General features: G+C 58.3%; 14 protein-coding genes and 1 other annotated feature. Of the genes, 10 read left to right on the forward strand and 4 right to left on the reverse strand.

Annotation, left to right across the window (positions count from 1 at the left end):
* Positions 1-44: 44 nt before the first annotated feature.
* On the reverse strand, positions 45-977 hold the full coding sequence (gene speB, locus ACJ8PE_RS16285) for an agmatinase (protein WP_197760179.1): 933 nt from the start codon (positions 975-977) through the stop codon (positions 45-47).
* A gap of 250 nt (positions 978-1,227) precedes the next feature.
* On the opposite strand from speB, the gene ACJ8PE_RS16290 reads away from it, so the two are divergent.
* Complete coding sequence (locus ACJ8PE_RS16290; RefSeq protein WP_069100903.1) at positions 1,228-2,142, forward strand: LysR family transcriptional regulator; 915 nt, start codon at positions 1,228-1,230, stop codon at positions 2,140-2,142.
* Positions 2,143-2,148: 6 nt separating this feature from the next.
* Here ACJ8PE_RS16290 and ACJ8PE_RS16295 read toward each other — a convergent pair whose 3' ends face one another.
* Positions 2,149-2,973: an SDR family oxidoreductase gene (locus ACJ8PE_RS16295; RefSeq protein ID WP_033642487.1), complete on the reverse strand. Its 825-nt coding sequence runs from the start codon at positions 2,971-2,973 to the stop codon at positions 2,149-2,151.
* Positions 2,974-3,202: 229 nt separating this feature from the next.
* On the opposite strand from ACJ8PE_RS16295, the gene hisL reads away from it, so the two are divergent.
* From hisL to hisIE, 9 genes are all read left to right on the forward strand, one after another.
* A complete protein-coding gene (hisL, locus tag ACJ8PE_RS16300; RefSeq protein WP_100396937.1) occupies positions 3,203-3,250 on the forward strand; it encodes a his operon leader peptide in 48 nt (15 codons plus the stop codon).
* Positions 3,226-3,352: a sequence feature (His leader region), on the forward strand. It overlaps the preceding gene by 25 nt.
* A 70-nt stretch (positions 3,353-3,422) precedes the next feature.
* The gene (gene hisG / locus ACJ8PE_RS16305) at positions 3,423-4,322 is read left to right on the forward strand and encodes an ATP phosphoribosyltransferase (protein WP_015377256.1); all 900 of its coding nucleotides are present in this window, start codon (positions 3,423-3,425) and stop codon (positions 4,320-4,322) included.
* A 4-nt stretch (positions 4,323-4,326) separates the two neighbouring features.
* Positions 4,327-5,634 (forward strand): histidinol dehydrogenase, encoded by a 1,308-nt coding sequence (gene hisD / locus ACJ8PE_RS16310; RefSeq protein ID WP_033642486.1) that lies wholly within the window; start codon positions 4,327-4,329, stop codon positions 5,632-5,634.
* On the forward strand, positions 5,631-6,719 hold the full coding sequence (hisC, locus tag ACJ8PE_RS16315) for a histidinol-phosphate transaminase (RefSeq protein ID WP_033650628.1): 1,089 nt from the start codon (positions 5,631-5,633) through the stop codon (positions 6,717-6,719). The genes hisD and hisC overlap by 4 nt, the downstream gene beginning before the upstream one ends.
* Positions 6,716-7,783: a bifunctional histidinol-phosphatase/imidazoleglycerol-phosphate dehydratase HisB gene (hisB, locus tag ACJ8PE_RS16320; protein WP_015377254.1), complete on the forward strand. Its 1,068-nt coding sequence runs from the start codon at positions 6,716-6,718 to the stop codon at positions 7,781-7,783. Before hisC ends, hisB begins: the two co-directional genes overlap by 4 nt.
* Positions 7,783-8,373: an imidazole glycerol phosphate synthase subunit HisH gene (hisH, locus tag ACJ8PE_RS16325; protein WP_021504315.1), complete on the forward strand. Its 591-nt coding sequence runs from the start codon at positions 7,783-7,785 to the stop codon at positions 8,371-8,373. Before hisB ends, hisH begins: the two co-directional genes overlap by 1 nt.
* Positions 8,374-8,378: 5 nt before the next feature.
* Positions 8,379-9,116 (forward strand): 1-(5-phosphoribosyl)-5-[(5-phosphoribosylamino)methylideneamino]imidazole-4-carboxamide isomerase, encoded by a 738-nt coding sequence (hisA, locus tag ACJ8PE_RS16330; RefSeq protein WP_404768974.1) that lies wholly within the window; start codon positions 8,379-8,381, stop codon positions 9,114-9,116.
* A complete protein-coding gene (gene hisF, locus ACJ8PE_RS16335) occupies positions 9,098-9,874 on the forward strand; it encodes an imidazole glycerol phosphate synthase subunit HisF (protein WP_197760175.1) in 777 nt (258 codons plus the stop codon). Before hisA ends, hisF begins: the two co-directional genes overlap by 19 nt.
* Positions 9,868-10,488 (forward strand): bifunctional phosphoribosyl-AMP cyclohydrolase/phosphoribosyl-ATP diphosphatase HisIE, encoded by a 621-nt coding sequence (hisIE, locus tag ACJ8PE_RS16340; RefSeq protein ID WP_197760174.1) that lies wholly within the window; start codon positions 9,868-9,870, stop codon positions 10,486-10,488. The genes hisF and hisIE overlap by 7 nt, the downstream gene beginning before the upstream one ends.
* Before the next feature lie 74 nt (positions 10,489-10,562).
* Here hisIE and gndA read toward each other — a convergent pair whose 3' ends face one another.
* Both gndA and ACJ8PE_RS16350 read right to left on the reverse strand, forming a co-directional pair.
* Entirely contained in the window at positions 10,563-11,969 is a 1,407-nt protein-coding gene (gene gndA / locus ACJ8PE_RS16345) for an NADP-dependent phosphogluconate dehydrogenase (protein WP_004938815.1), read from the reverse strand.
* Between the two features lie 229 nt (positions 11,970-12,198).
* On the reverse strand, positions 12,199-15,603 hold the full coding sequence (locus tag ACJ8PE_RS16350; protein WP_197793747.1) for a GT99 family glycosyltransferase N-terminal domain-containing protein: 3,405 nt from the start codon (positions 15,601-15,603) through the stop codon (positions 12,199-12,201).
* Between the last annotated feature and the right edge of the window lie 2 nt (positions 15,604-15,605).

Below are 15,605 nucleotides of genomic sequence, written 5' to 3' on the forward strand. Positions count from 1 at the left end.
GGGCCCGACGCAACCGCTCCGCCGGCAGGGTCAGTACGACGGCCTCAGCGGGCCGGCAGCACGCACAGCATTTCAAACAGCAGATTGGCCGCCAGCAGCGCCGTATTGCCGGAACGATCGTAAGGCGGCGACACCTCCACCACGTCGCCGCCAATCAGGTTCAGCCCACGGCAGCCGCGCACGATCTCCAGCCCTTGCCAAACCGACAGTCCGCCGACCTCCGGCGTGCCGGTGCCCGGCGCGAAGGCCGGATCCAGCCCGTCGATATCGAAACTGAGATAAACCGGCGCATCGCCCATCTGCTCGCGGATCTCCGCCATCAGCGGCGTCAGCGACCGATGCCAGCAGGCTTCGGCCGGTACCACGCGGAAGCCCTGGCGCCGTGACCAATCGAAGTCATCCGCCGCATAGCCGCTGCCGCGCAGACCAATCTGCACCACTTTTTCCGGCGCCAGCAGCCCCTCCTCAAACGCGCGGCGGAAGGTGGTGCCGTGCGCCAGCTGTTCGCCAAACATCTCCTCGTTGGTGTCGGAATGCGCATCGACGTGGATCAGCCCGACCGGGCCATGTCGATGGGCGATGGCGCGCAGCACCGGCAGCGTCAGGGTGTGGTCGCCACCGAGCGTCAACGGCGTACAGCCGTACGCCAGGATCTCGCGGTAAGCCGCCTCGATGCGCCGTACGCTGTCCGCCAGGCTGTAGGGGTTAATGGCGACGTCCCCCAGATCGGCCACCTGCAGCCGTTCGAATGGGGCGGAGCCGGTGCCCATGTTGTAGGGGCGGATCATCACCGACTCCTGGCGGATCTGGCGCGGGCCATAGCGGGTGCCGCTGCGATTGGAGGTGCCGATATCCAGAGGAATGCCGACAAAGGCGGCGTCCAGACCACGCGCCTGATCGGCGGCGGGCAGGCGCATCATGGTGGGGAGACCGGCAAAGCGCGGCATGTCGTTGCCGCTTTGGGGTTGGTTCAGCATGGCGTTTCCTTGTCTTGGGCTTGCGATAAATTGAAACATTTAAGCAACATTCGCAGACTACCCTGTTGACCGCACCGGCTACCATTCCCGCTTTTGCATGTAAACATCGAAAAACACGATGTAACTAACCCATTGAAGCGTTGATTTTTATTTCAATCTCATGCCATAAGAAAGGCCATATCTTCAGCGCCGCGCCTATTTCTTCGATGTTAAAAATGGGTTAAGCGGCCGACGTTCTGCGGAGGGGGCGATGCTCACTAACCTAAGCGATATCGATCTGAAGCTGTTGCGGGTGTTCGTCGCGGTGGCGGAAGCCCAGGGCGTCAGCGCCGCACAGGAAACGCTGCTGATGAACCAATCCACCATCAGCACCCATCTGGCCTCGCTGGAAACGCGACTGGGTTTTCGCCTGTGCCAGCGCGGGCGCTCCGGCTTCCGGCTGACGCCAAAAGGGGAACGCATGCTGATCGCCTGCCGCTCCTTGTTCAACGCCGCCCGCGACTTCACCCGGGTCAGCCAGTCGCTGAACGGCCTGCTGACCGGCGATCTGCAAATCGGTCTGGTGGATAACCTGGTTTCACTGCCGGGCAACCCGTTCAGTCAGGCCATCAAGCACTTTCAGCGGCGCCACCAGGACGTGCAATTGCAGTGCCGCATCTGCTCACCGAACGAGATTGAACAAGGGCTGCTGCACCGGCAGCTCGATCTGGGCATCGGCTACTTTGGCCAGCAGTTGGAGGCGTTGCGTTATCAACCGTGGCTGGAGGAGACGCAGGCTATCTATTGCAGTGAGGATCACCCGCTGTTCGCGGTGGAAGAACCCGAGCGCGAGCAGATTGAAAACGCGCGCTGGGTCAAGCGCGGCTACCTGTTGGCGCAGCAGCTGTGCCCGATAGCCCCGCCGCATCTGGCCGCGGTGGCCCACCACATGGAGAGCGTCGCCCATCTGGTGCTGAGCGGCACCTGTCTCGGTTATCTGCCCACCCACTATGCGGCGCGCTGGGTGGAGCAAGGGCTGCTACGGCAGTTGGGCGGCACGGCGCTCTCTTACCGCGCCACGCTCAGCCTGGTCAGCCGCCCCGTCCAACCCGACGAGGCGTTGAACGCGCTGCTGGAGGATTTGGCGCGCGCCGGCGAAAAAAAGCCCCGCATGCGCGGGGCCTGACGGACGTTAACTGACCGGCATGCGCGCCGGATCGGGATACTGGTATTCAAAACCCAGCTCGTTGCAGATGCGGTTGCCGTCCACCAGCCGCTCATCCTGTTCCGCTTCGTCGGCAAACTGCGGCGGCTCCAGGTGCAGTTGCTCGGCCAGGGCCGGATAGAAATCGCGCTTGGCCGGATGACGCGGCGCGCACAGGTTGTACACGTGGCCGCCCTTCGGCAGCTTGAGCAGCAGTTGGATGGCGGCGATGACGTCGTCCTGGTGCACCAGATTCACCCCCTGCGACCCGCCCTTCACATCGAGCTTTCCCGCCAGGAAGCGGCCTGGGTGGCGATCGGCGCCCACCAGCCCCGCCAGGCGCAGAATGTCCACCGAGGTATTCGGCAGCTCGTGCAGCCAGCGCTCCAGCTCGGCCAATACCCGGCCGGACGGCGAGACCGGCCGCAGCGGCGACTCTTCGCGCAGCGTGCCGGCGGTTTCGCCATACACCGAGGTGGAACTGGTGAAGATCACCCGCGGCACGCCGAAAGCCATTGCGCTGTCCACCAGCATGCGCACCGCATTGAAATAATTCTCGCTGCCTTCGACGGTGCGGCGCGCGGGCAGCGTGACCACCAGCGCATCCACGCGCAGCAACGACGCCAGATCGTCCGGATCGCAGATCAATTCCGGCGTCAGCTCCAACTGATAACATTCGATGCCGCTCATCCGCGCGGCCTCGACGCCGTCCGGCGTGGTTTTGCTGCCGACCACGTCGTACCCGCGGCCCATCAGCGACAACGCCAGCGGCATGCCCAACCAACCCAGACCAATAATGGCTACCTTTTTCATCCTCTTCCTCTCCTGAAGATCGCAGCGCCCTGCCCTTAAGGCTACGCCACTGCGCGCGGCGATACAATCTGACCGGCTTAAGGTTAGGTAAAGCCGTGTGTGGCTAATAACTCAACCTGTTTCAATAAATTAAATTTATGACGATAAAAAAGAGTTGCACGGCGGACAGCGGATAGTTTAGCTTAATTGCCATACGGTTTTTTACCGACTTTTGCTGAGAGAAAACACCATGACACGCGTTCAGTTCAACCACCATCATCACCATCACCCTGACTAGTCTTTCAGGCGATGTGTGCTGGAAGACGGTTTGTTAATCTTCCAGTGGCGCGCAGAACGCAAGAGAGAGCCCTCGGAAGATTTCTTCCGAGGGTTTTTTTTTGGCTCCGGACAGACAGAAAGAATAGTTTTTACAATAAATTCATAAAATTACAGATTAAACAGAGGTTACCATGCTGGACAAGACACGTTTACGGATCGCAATGCAGAAGTCGGGCCGCCTGAGCGATGAATCCCAGGAACTGCTGGCGCGCTGCGGCATCAAGATTAACCTGCAGCAGCAGCGTCTGATCGCCTTCGCCGAAAACATGCCGATCGATATCCTGCGCGTGCGCGACGACGACATTCCGGGTCTGGTGATGGACGGCGTGGTCGATCTCGGCATCATCGGCGAGAACGTGCTGGAAGAAGAGCTGCTCAGCCGCCGCGCCCAGGGTGAAGACCCGCGCTACTTCACCCTGCGCCGCCTCGATTTCGGCGGCTGCCGCCTGTCGCTGGCCACCCCGCTCGACGCCGAATACGCCGGCCCGCAAAGCCTGCAGGACGCCCGCATCGCCACCTCTTATCCGCACCTGCTGAAGCAATACCTCGACAAACAGGGCGTGCGCTTCAAATCTTGCCTGCTGAACGGCTCGGTGGAAGTGGCGCCGCGCGCCGGCCTGGCCGACGCCATCTGCGATCTGGTCTCTACCGGCGCCACGCTGGAGGCCAACGGCCTGCGCGAAGTGGAGGTGATCTACCGCTCCAAAGCTTGCCTGATCCAGCGCGACGGCGAAATGCCTGAAGCCAAACAGCAGCTGATTGACCGCCTGATGACCCGCATTCAGGGCGTGATCCAGGCGCGCGAATCCAAATACATCATGCTGCACGCGCCGAGCGAGAAACTGGACGAGATCGTCGCGCTGCTGCCGGGCGCCGAACGCCCGACCATTCTGCCGCTGGCCGGCGCGCAGAACCGCGTGGCGATGCACATGGTCAGCAGCGAAACCCTGTTCTGGGAAACCATGGAAAAACTGAAAGCGCTCGGCGCCAGCTCGATTCTGGTGCTGCCGATTGAAAAGATGATGGAGTAACGCCATGTCGACCTTCAACACGCCGATCGATTGGGCGACGTGCAGCGCCGAACGCCAGGCCGAGCTGCTGATGCGTCCGGCGATCGCCGCTTCCGACAGCATCACTCGCACGGTGAACGAGATCCTCGACAACGTGAAGGCCAACGGCGATCGGGCGTTGCGCGACTACAGCGCCCGTTTCGACAAGGCGGAAGTCTCGGCGCTGCGCGTTAGCGCCGAGCAGATCGCCGCCGCCGCCGCGCGGTTGGGCGACGACATCAAACAGGCGATGGCGGTGGCCGTCGCCAACGTGGAAACCTTCCACAACGCGCAGCGACTGCCGCCGGTGGACGTCGAAACGCAACCGGGCGTGCGCTGCCAGCAGGTGACCCGCCCAATCGACTCGGTGGGTCTGTATATTCCCGGCGGATCGGCGCCGCTGTTCTCCACCGTGCTGATGCTGGCGACGCCGGCGCGCATCGCCGGCTGCCGCCGGGTAGTGCTGTGCTCGCCGCCGCCGATCGCCGATGAGATCCTGTATGCGGCGCAGCTGTGCGGCGTGCAGGAAGTGTTTCAGGTCGGGGGCGCGCAGGCGATCGCCGCCCTGGCGTTTGGCACCGAAAGCGTGCCGCGCGTGGCGAAGATCTTCGGGCCGGGCAACGCCTTCGTGACCGAAGCCAAGCGGCAGGTCAGCCAGCGCCTTGACGGCGCGGCCATCGACATGCCGGCCGGTCCTTCGGAAGTGCTGGTGATCGCCGACGCCGGCGCCACCCCGGCGTTTGTCGCTTCCGATCTGCTGTCGCAGGCCGAGCACGGCCCGGATTCGCAGGTGATCCTGCTGACGCCGGACGCGGCGATGGCGCAGGCGGTGGCCGACGCGGTGGAAAGCCAGCTGGCCGAACTGCCGCGCGCCGACACCGCCCGCCAGGCGCTGGCGAGCAGCCGCCTGATCGTGGCGCGCGATCTGCCGGAGTGCGTGGCCATCAGCAACCGTTACGGCCCGGAGCACCTGATCATTCAGACCCGCAATGCGCGCGATCTGGTGGACGGCATCACCAGCGCCGGTTCGGTGTTCCTCGGCGACTGGTCGCCGGAGTCCGCCGGCGATTACGCCTCCGGCACCAACCACGTGCTGCCGACCTACGGCTACACCGCCACCTGCTCAAGCCTTGGGCTGGCCGATTTCCAAAAACGCATGACGGTGCAAGAGCTGACGCCGCAGGGCTTCAGCAACCTGGCTGCCACCATCGAGACGCTGGCTGCCGCCGAGCAGCTGATCGCCCACAAGAACGCCGTGACCCTGCGCGTCGCCGCCCTGAAGGAGCAAGCATGAGCATCGAAAAACTGGCGCGCGCCAACGTTCGCGAGCTGACCCCTTACCAATCGGCGCGCCGCCTCGGCGGCAAGGGCGACGTATGGCTGAACGCCAACGAATACCCGATCGCCCCGGAATTCCAGCTGACGGCGCAAACCTTCAACCGCTATCCGGAGTGCCAGCCGGCGCAGGTGATCGAACGCTACGCCGCCTATGCCGGGGTCAAGAAAGAGCAGGTGCTGGTCAGCCGCGGCGCCGATGAAGGCATCGAGCTGCTGATCCGCGCCTTCTGCGAGCCGGGCAAAGACGCCATTCTGTTCTGCCCGCCGACCTACGGCATGTACGCCGTCAGCGCCGAAACCTTTGGCGTGGAGCGCCGCACCGTGGCCGCCAAAGAGGACTGGCAGTTGGATCTGCCGGCCATCGCGGACAGCCTGGACAACGTGAAACTGATCTACGTCTGCAGTCCGAACAACCCGACCGGTAACCTGATTGACCCGGACTCTCTACGCAGCCTGTTGGAGCTGGCCAAAGGCAAAGCGATCGTCGCGGTGGACGAAGCCTATATCGAGTTTTGCCCGCAGGCCTCGGTGGCCGGGTGGCTGAGCGACTACCCGCACCTGGCTATTCTGCGTACGCTGTCGAAGGCCTTTGCGCTGGCCGGCCTGCGCTGCGGCTTTACGCTCGCCAACGAAGATCTGATCGCCCTGCTGCTGAAGGTGATCGCGCCTTACCCGCTCTCGACGCCGGTGGCGGATATCGCCGCGCAGGCGCTGAGCGCCGAAGGCATCCGCACCATGCGCCAGCGCGTCACCGACATCGCCGCCACCCGTAGCTGGCTGCAGCAACAGCTGGAAAAATGCGCCTGCGTCGAGCAGGTTTTCGCCAGCGACAGCAATTACCTGCTGGCCCGCTTCACCGCCTCAAGTAATGTGTTTAAAAGCTTGTGGGATCAGGGCATTATCTTACGAGACCAAAACAAACAGCCCGGGTTGTCCGGCTGCCTGCGCATCACCATAGGCACCCGCGACGAATGTCAACGCGTGGTGGACGCCTTGTCCGCCCTGCCCGGCGCCAACCAGACTCGCCAGGAGCCAATGTGAGCCAAAAAATCCTCTTTATCGATCGTGACGGCACGCTGATCGCCGAGCCACCGGAAGATTTCCAGGTTGACCGCCTGGACAAGCTGGCGCTTGAGCCGGACGTGATCCCTTCCCTGCTGGCGCTGCAACAGGCGGGGTATCAGCTGGTGATGATCACCAATCAGGATGGGCTCGGCACCGCCAGTTTCCCGCAGGAAACCTTCGATCCGCCGCACAACCTGATGATGCAGATCCTTAGTTCGCAGGGCATTCAGTTCGCCGACGTGTTGATCTGCCCGCACCTGCCGGCGGACAACTGCGACTGCCGCAAGCCGAAGACCGCGCTGGTGAAGGGTTACCTCGAACCCGGCGTGCTCGATACCGCCCACAGCTACGTGATCGGCGATCGGCCGACCGACGTGCAGCTGGCGGAAAACATGGGCATTCAGGGGCTGCGCTACCAGCGCGGCGTGCTGGGCTGGAAAGAGATCGTGCGCCAGCTGACCCTGCGCGACCGTCATGCGCGGGTTAACCGCGTGACCAAAGAGACGCAGATCGATGTCAACGTCTGGCTGGATCGCGAAGGCGGCAGCAAAATCAAAACCGGCGTCGGCTTCTTCGACCACATGCTGGATCAGATCGCCACCCACGGCGGCTTCCGCATGGAGATCGACGTCAAAGGCGACCTGTATATCGACGATCACCACACCGTAGAGGACACCGGCCTGGCGCTGGGCGAAGCGTTGAACAAGGCGCTGGGCGACAAGCGCGGCATTGCCCGCTTCGGCTTCGTGCTGCCGATGGACGAGTGTCTGGCGCGCTGCGCGCTGGATATCTCCGGCCGCCCGCACCTGGAGTACAAGGCCGAGTTCAACTATCAGCGCGTCGGCGATCTCAGCACCGAAATGGTCGAGCACTTCTTCCGCTCGCTGTCCTACACCATGGGTTGCACGTTGCACCTGAAGACCAAAGGCAAAAACGACCACCACCGGGTCGAAAGCCTGTTCAAAGTGTTTGGCCGCACGCTGCGCCAGGCGATCCGCGTCGAGGGCAATACCCTGCCGAGCTCGAAAGGAGTGCTGTGATGAACGTGGTGATTTTGGATACCGGCTGCGCCAACCTGGCCTCCGTCACCTATGCGGTCCGCCGCCTGGGCTATCAGCCGGAAGTGAGCCGCGATCCGGAGATCGTGCTGCGCGCCGACAAGCTGTTCCTGCCGGGCGTCGGCACCGCGCAGGCGGCGATGGATCAGCTGCGTGAACGCGATCTGATCGAACTGATCAGGGCCTGCACTCAGCCGGTGCTGGGCATCTGCCTCGGCATGCAGCTGCTGGCGGCCAGCAGCGAAGAGAACGGCGGCATAACGACGCTCGGCCTCATCGATACGCCGGTAAAGCAGATGACCGACTTCGGCCTGCCGCTGCCGCACATGGGTTGGAACCAGGTATCCGCGCAGGCAGGCCACCATCTGTTCCGCGGCATCGATGACGGCGCCTACTTCTATTTCGTTCACAGCTATGCGATGCCGATATGCCCCAGCACCATCGCTCAGGCGAACTACGGCGAGCCCTTCACCGCCGCCGTGCAAAAAGACAACTTCTTCGGCGTGCAGTTTCATCCAGAACGATCTGGAGCGGCCGGCGCGCAACTGTTGAAAAACTTTCTGGAGATGTAGGCAGCATGATTATTCCGGCTTTGGATTTGATCGACGGCAACGTGGTGCGTTTGCATCAGGGCGATTACGACCAACAGCGCGACTACGGCAACGATCCGCTGCTGCGCCTGCAGGACTATCAACAACAGGGCGCCCAGGTGCTGCACCTGGTCGATCTGACCGGCGCCAAAGATCCGGCCGCGCGCCAGATCCCGCTGCTGCGCAAGCTGTTGGCGGGGGTTAACGTGCCGGTGCAGGTCGGCGGCGGCATCCGCAACGAGCAAGACGTCAGCGCCCTGCTGGAGGCCGGCGCCACGCGCGTGGTGATCGGCTCCACCGCGGTGAAACAGCCGCAGTTGGTACAAAGCTGGTTCGAACGCTATGGCGCCGACGCGCTGGTACTGGCGTTGGATGTGCGCATCGACGCGCAGGGCGTGAAGCGCGTGGCCATCAGCGGCTGGCAGGAAGACTCCGACGCCACGCTTGAACAGGTGGTAGAGCAGTTCCTGCCCTACGGGCTGAAACACGTGCTGTGCACCGACATTTCGCGCGACGGCACGCTGGCCGGTTCCAACGTGGCGCTGTATCAGGCGATCAGCCGCCGCTATCCGCAAGTGGCCTTCCAGGCCTCAGGCGGCATCGGCAATCTGGACGACATCGCCCAGTTGCGCGGCAGCGGCGTTGCCGGCGTGATCGTCGGGCGCGCCCTGCTGGAAGGTAAATTTAGCGTTGAGGAGGCGATTGCATGCTGGCAAAACGGATAATCCCGTGTCTGGATGTTAAAGACGGGCAAGTGGTGAAAGGCGTGCAGTTCCGCAACCACGAAATCATCGGCGACATCGTGCCGCTGGCGCAGCGCTATGCGCAAGAAGGCGCGGACGAGCTGGTGTTTTACGATATCACCGCCTCGAGCGACGGCCGAGTGGTGGACAAAAGCTGGGTGTCGCGCGTGGCGGAGGTGATTGATATTCCGTTCTGCGTCGCCGGCGGCATTAAAAGCGCCGAGGATGCCAGCCAGATCCTGTCTTTCGGCGCCGACAAAATCTCCATCAACTCACCGGCGCTGGCCGATCCCGATCTGATTAGCCGCCTGGCGGATCGCTTTGGCGTGCAGTGCATCGTGGTGGGCATTGATACCTGGTTCGACAGTGAAACCGGCAAGTATCACGTCAATCAATATACCGGCGACGAGAGCCGTACCCGCGTCACCCAGTGGGAAACCCTCGACTGGGTGCAGGAAGTGCAGCGCCGCGGCGCCGGTGAGATCGTGCTGAACATGATGAACCAGGACGGCGTGCGCAACGGTTACGATCTGCAGCAGCTGCGTCGGGTGCGCGAGGTCTGCAAAGTGCCGCTGATCGCCTCCGGCGGCGCGGGCACGATGGAGCACTTCCTGGAAGCGTTCCGCGATGCGGACGTCGACGGCGCGCTGGCGGCATCGGTGTTCCACAAACAAATCATCAATATCGGCGACCTGAAAAGGTTCCTGGTCGAACAAGGCGTGGAGATTCGCGTGTGCTGACAGAACAACAGAGAAACCAGATGGACTGGGAGAAAACCGACGGCCTGATGCCGGCCATCGTGCAACACGCCGTTTCCGGCGAAGTGCTGATGCTGGGTTACATGACGCCGGAAGCGCTGGCGACCACTGAGCAGAGCGGCAATGTCACCTTCTTTTCGCGCACCAAGCAGCGCCTGTGGACCAAAGGCGAAAGTTCCGGCCACTTCCTCAAGGTGGTCAGCATCACGCCGGACTGCGATAACGACACGCTGCTGGTATTAGCCAACCCGATCGGCCCGACCTGCCACCTGGGCAACAGCAGCTGCTTCCATCCGGCCGCCAGCGACTGGACGTTCCTCTATCAGCTGGAACAGCTGTTGGCGGAACGCAAGCATGCCAGCCCGGACAGCTCATACACCGCCAGCCTGTACGCCAGCGGCACCAAACGCATCGCGCAGAAGGTCGGGGAAGAAGGCGTGGAAACCGCGCTGGCCGCCACGGTCAACGATCGCGAAGAGCTGACCAACGAGGCCTCGGATCTGATCTATCACCTGCTGGTGCTGCTGCAGGACCAGGATTTGGATCTGAGCGCGGTGATCGGCCGGCTGCGCGAGCGGCATCAGAAAAAAGCGTGACATTAAATCACGCGCAATAAAAAAGCCGCCGGGCGTTAACCTCGGCGGCTTTTTTTATCGCTCAACGAGTGGGCTTATTCCATCCATTCGGTATGGAACACGCCTTCCTTGTCGATGCGTTTGTAGGTGTGCGCACCGAAATAGTCGCGCTGCGCCTGGATCAGGTTAGCCGGCAGCACCGCTGAACGGTAGCTGTCATAGTAAGCGATCGCGGCGGAGAAGGTTGGCGTAGGGATACCGTTCTGCACGGCATAGGCCACCACGTCACGCAGCGCCTGCTGGTACTCGTCGGCGATTTGCTTGAAGTATGGCGCCAGCAGCAGGTTGGCGATATCGGCATCCGCTGCGTAAGCGTCGGTGATCTTCTGCAGGAACTGGGCACGGATGATACAGCCGGCGCGGAAGATCTTGGCGATTTCGCCGTAGTGCAGATCCCAGTTGTTTTCTTTGGACGCGGCTTTCAGCTGAGAGAAGCCCTGCGCGTAGGATACGATCTTGCCCAGATAAAGCGCACGACGCACTTTCTCGATGAACTCGGCTTTGTCGCCGGTGAACGGTGCCACTTTCGGCCCGGTCAGCACTTTAGACGCGGCAACGCGCTGATCTTTCAGCGAGGACAGGTAGCGCGCGAACACCGATTCGGTGATCAGCGACAGCGGTTCGCCCAGATCCAGCGAGCTCTGACTGGTCCACTTGCCGGTGCCTTTGTTGGCGGCTTCGTCCAGGATCACATCGACCAGGTATTTACCCTCTTCGTCTTTCTTGGTGAAGATGTCTTTGGTGATGTCGATCAGGTAGCTGTTCAGCTCACCCTTGTTCCACTCGGCGAAGGTTTCGGCCAGCTGCTCGTTGCTCAGGTTCAGCGCCTGCTTCAGCAGAGAATAGGCTTCGGCAATCAGCTGCATGTCGCCGTATTCGATACCATTGTGCACCATCTTCACATAGTGGCCGGCACCGTCAGCGCCGATATAAGTCACGCAAGGCTCGCCTTCCGCAACCGCAGCGATTTTCTCCAGGATCGGCGCTACCAGCTCGTAAGCTTCTTTCTGGCCGCCAGGCATGATGGAAGGCCCTTTCAGCGCGCCCTCTTCACCGCCGGAAACGCCGGTGCCGATGAAATTGAAGCCCTGGTCGGACAGTTCGCGGTTACGACGGATGGTGTCCTGATAGTAGGTGTTGCCGCCATCGATCAGGATATCGCCCTTGTCCAGGTGCGGAGTCAGCGAGGCAATGGTTTTATCCGTCGCTTCGCCCGCTTTCACCATCAGCAGGATGCGGCGCGGTTTTTCCAGCGATTCGACAAACTCTTCAACGGTGTAATACGGCGCCAGGTTTTTGCCCGGGTTCTCAGCGATCACTTCGTCAGTCTTGTCGCCAGAACGGTTGAAAATGGAAACGGTGTAACCACGGCTCTCGATGTTCAGCGCGAGGTTGCGGCCCATTACCGCCATGCCGACAACGCCGATTTGTTGCTTGGACATTTAGGAACTCCTGTCTGAGGATGACCCTGCCGGCAACGTCGGCCAGCAGGTTTTGTGATGTGGCACACATGTTAACTCAGGATTGAGCCGCGTGGGTAGTGATTGGTGCGATAGGTCACATAATCAGTTGCACACGATTGAATCATATACAGTTATCAGTCTACCTCAGTAAAAACGGCCAGTTCTTTACGCTGGCCGTTTTGGTTTCAATTCTCAAGCGAGTAGTACGTTATGCCTTACTAGTTTCAGCTTCGCGCGCCTTAAACGCCGCAACTTTTTCAGCTAATAGTCGCTCACTATCGCGAATCATATCGGTATATTGCGTATTTACGAAGCCCCACAGCGTTGAGTGTTGATCTTCTGCATAACCGACCATAAACGGTAATGTCGTTACAACAGTCAATCCTGGTGCAGACTCCAGATAACGATCGATCGTATTGCTTTCAGCGTCAATGTTCTTCTCATTCCACTGGCTGATAAGCTCGATACCGCGGCGAGAATAGATATTCATCACCATACTTGTCATACGATTGATATAAACATACTCGATGCCATCAATTTCTTTTACAGCCAGAATCTCGGTGTCGTTATGCAAGTGTGCAATAATACCTGCAAAAACATGCCAGTCCCATTCAGTATGACGTAAATGGCCAACAACTTTCTCCAGTTGCCTGTCGAAATCGGAGGGGAACAATACGTCATCCTCACAAATCATGGCCATTTCGGTAGAGCGTTCGGCCAACGTTGATAGCATGTACTTATAGCTCATTCCACAGCCAATCCAGCCGATGCGGTGACGAACACCTTCAATGACCTGAAAACCATGCGTAGGTTTGCTGAGAAATGCTTGCTTGCGAATCGGCGTTTCTGTCAATGACAGGCACAGTTTTGGGATATCCGCTTCATTGTGAGGGATAAAGTCGACGCTATTCTTGTAGGTCTGGAAATCAATCAGATCGTTAGCCAGCAAATAACGTTTGAAATAGGCATCAAATTGCGAGTCTGTACGCGTAAACGCCGCTATAGCTTGTCGACGACGTCCATAGAACGCATCATCAGACAACAAACGTTCGATTTTATCCGCCATTGCGTCAATATCGCCTACCGGTGAAAAATCGATGACTTCTGCCAGCATTGCATGATGCTGAATATCCGAACTGGTTTCACTGACGATTGGCGTACCCAAGGACAACGTCTCATACAAGCGAGTGGTTTCCAGCAGTGCATCTTCATAATAATGGATATTAACAATCAGCTTCGCTCGCATAACAAGACGAGTCAGGTCTTGACCAAATACCTCCGAAGCGATATGCACATTAAAGCGCTGAGAGAGTTGACGCAGGTAATTCTGGCGCCGCTCACAGTTTGGATCGCCATAGAACAACACATCAATCGGCTCTTCGCTCTCCAACGGCCGAAGATTATATCCACCGAGCTCCAAATGCTCAGCATAGCTATCGTAAGAAGACACCGGCATGTAGAACAGTTTTTGGTAGGGCACCCCGTGCTGCAGCAAATAATCGATATTGGTTAATGAATAGTCGAAAATGGCCATCGCACGATCCAGAATGGCAAAATACTCTGGCGTGAACCAACGAGGGTTAATCGACTGTTCCATCTGGAATGCGACAAAGTTCTTTGGCAACTCAGGAAATATCTGAGGGCAAATAACAATATGCATTTGACCGCTATCAGCAGCAGCCGAATACGCATGAATAATCGTGACACCCAAGCCGATATCAGTCAAAGACTTCTCAACTCGATGCGCGACATAAAGTGTATGTCTGGAAGCAAGAATTACGATGTGCTGAGTATCGATATGCGTCAACGGCATCGGTGCATCTGCGGTATTTTTTGCCACCCGGCGCAGACTGGATGCCAGTTCGGAGAACTGGCCTTTCATCACCAGAGCAAAAGCCGCTTTAGTCTTGCGCCCCAATGCACGATAGGGTTGAGGATGACTACGAAATGCTCGCCAGCTCTTTGCAACTAACGAATTCTTAGTCATAAAGCGATGTGCCAAGTAATGGCAAGTAAAGTCGCGAATGACCCCAAACTCACCGCGTAGTACGCGGCCAGCCATTCTCACCGGCATGGTCAGTTTCCATGACAAACTATTCCGCATCGAAACCATTGAAGAATGTTGTTGTTCGAGCAAGCCATCCTTTTGGCTCAACACAGAATTTAACGTGTTGATTTCACGCTCAAGCTCGATCTTACTATTATTGTTATTAATCTCTTCACTGGTTTTAATCTGTTGCAAAGCATCTTCATGTTGGCTTTGCTTCTGCTGCAGGAACTCTCTCAACTGCAGATTTTCCTCCTGCTGCAGCTGCAACTGACTCTCCAGCAATGCAATCTGCCGGCACTTGTCATCAATATTCTGTTTTTGCTCTTCAATAACGCGAAAAATTTCGGCTCTAACATTATTGTCTCGTTTAACGCGATCCGTGATCAACTCACCGATGGTTATACCTTTCATACTTGTCAACTCGTCAGCTCCCGCTGAATAATGGTTAAGATGGTACCGAACGATATCGATTTCCGCCGGTTTAGATAGCCGGAAATGCAAGTAGTTCGTATCAAACATCAGTTCGAACGGAACAAGATAAGCGAACAGATAAAAGGCCATTCTGTTCACTCGTTCAGATTCATCAGCAACTTCATCGATAAAGCGATAAGAAGTATCGCCTAATATTTGAACGTCACTTTCGAGCAACAATCCTTCCAAACCCACGCTCGAATTTATGGTCACAATCCTTTGACAACGGAGCAGAAATTCAAGGCTGTTGGGTGAATGATCGATTTCAGATGCTGTATTTTGCAACTGAAAATGACTGCCAGGATGCGGCCGAATCAGTATATTTTCACTAGAGCATTGCGTTCGCGCATATGAAATAAGAGATAAATTATTGAAACCATTACTATACGCAATGATATTCGAATCATCTTCAACCTGCAGAGCTAATCCGAGTTCAAATCCTGCAACCCCTTTCTGCGGCAATATTTCTTGTGCAAAAAATTGGTGTAACTCAGCCATTGATAGTTGGGTTATGCAATCATGCGCAACGGAAAGATAACGCACCTGAGCTTCAGTGTTACCATTTACACCACGAAAATCAACGTAACCGGTTCCCAAATACATCGGTGCACGCAGGGGGCCCATCTCGATGTGAATCACCGGGATGTCCAGCTCTTGCGCCACATGTTCCAGCGATGGGCAATTACAAATACTGAGTATCCCCTCAATGCCGCATTTTATTTGCGGACTTAAGAGAATTCTTAGTTCAGACTCCAATTCGGGAATACGATGCGTAAGAAATACATTGAACGCAGCCATCGGATTTTGATGTGTTTCGCTCAGCAATCGAACAAACAGGTCATTATCCAACAGGCCAAACTCGTGCCGATCGAATATCTCCTGAGTCGGCGGCGAATATCCCAGATTATTCATCGTGGGCACATCAAATTCCCAACGCCCCTGCTCGCGCCATTGTTCAGGATCGCATAAGTAATCGTCGCCGGTGATAAAAAGGCTCTTTTCCTGCAAAGTGCTCAGCAATCGATAGAACACCCACAAGTAGGGCGCTTTTACGCCTCGAAAAGGATAGGGCGGTAAAAAAACAGCAAGCATAA

Source organism: Serratia sp. CY74737 (assembly GCF_052166775.1).
GTDB classification, from domain to species: domain Bacteria; phylum Pseudomonadota; class Gammaproteobacteria; order Enterobacterales; family Enterobacteriaceae; genus Serratia; species Serratia ureilytica.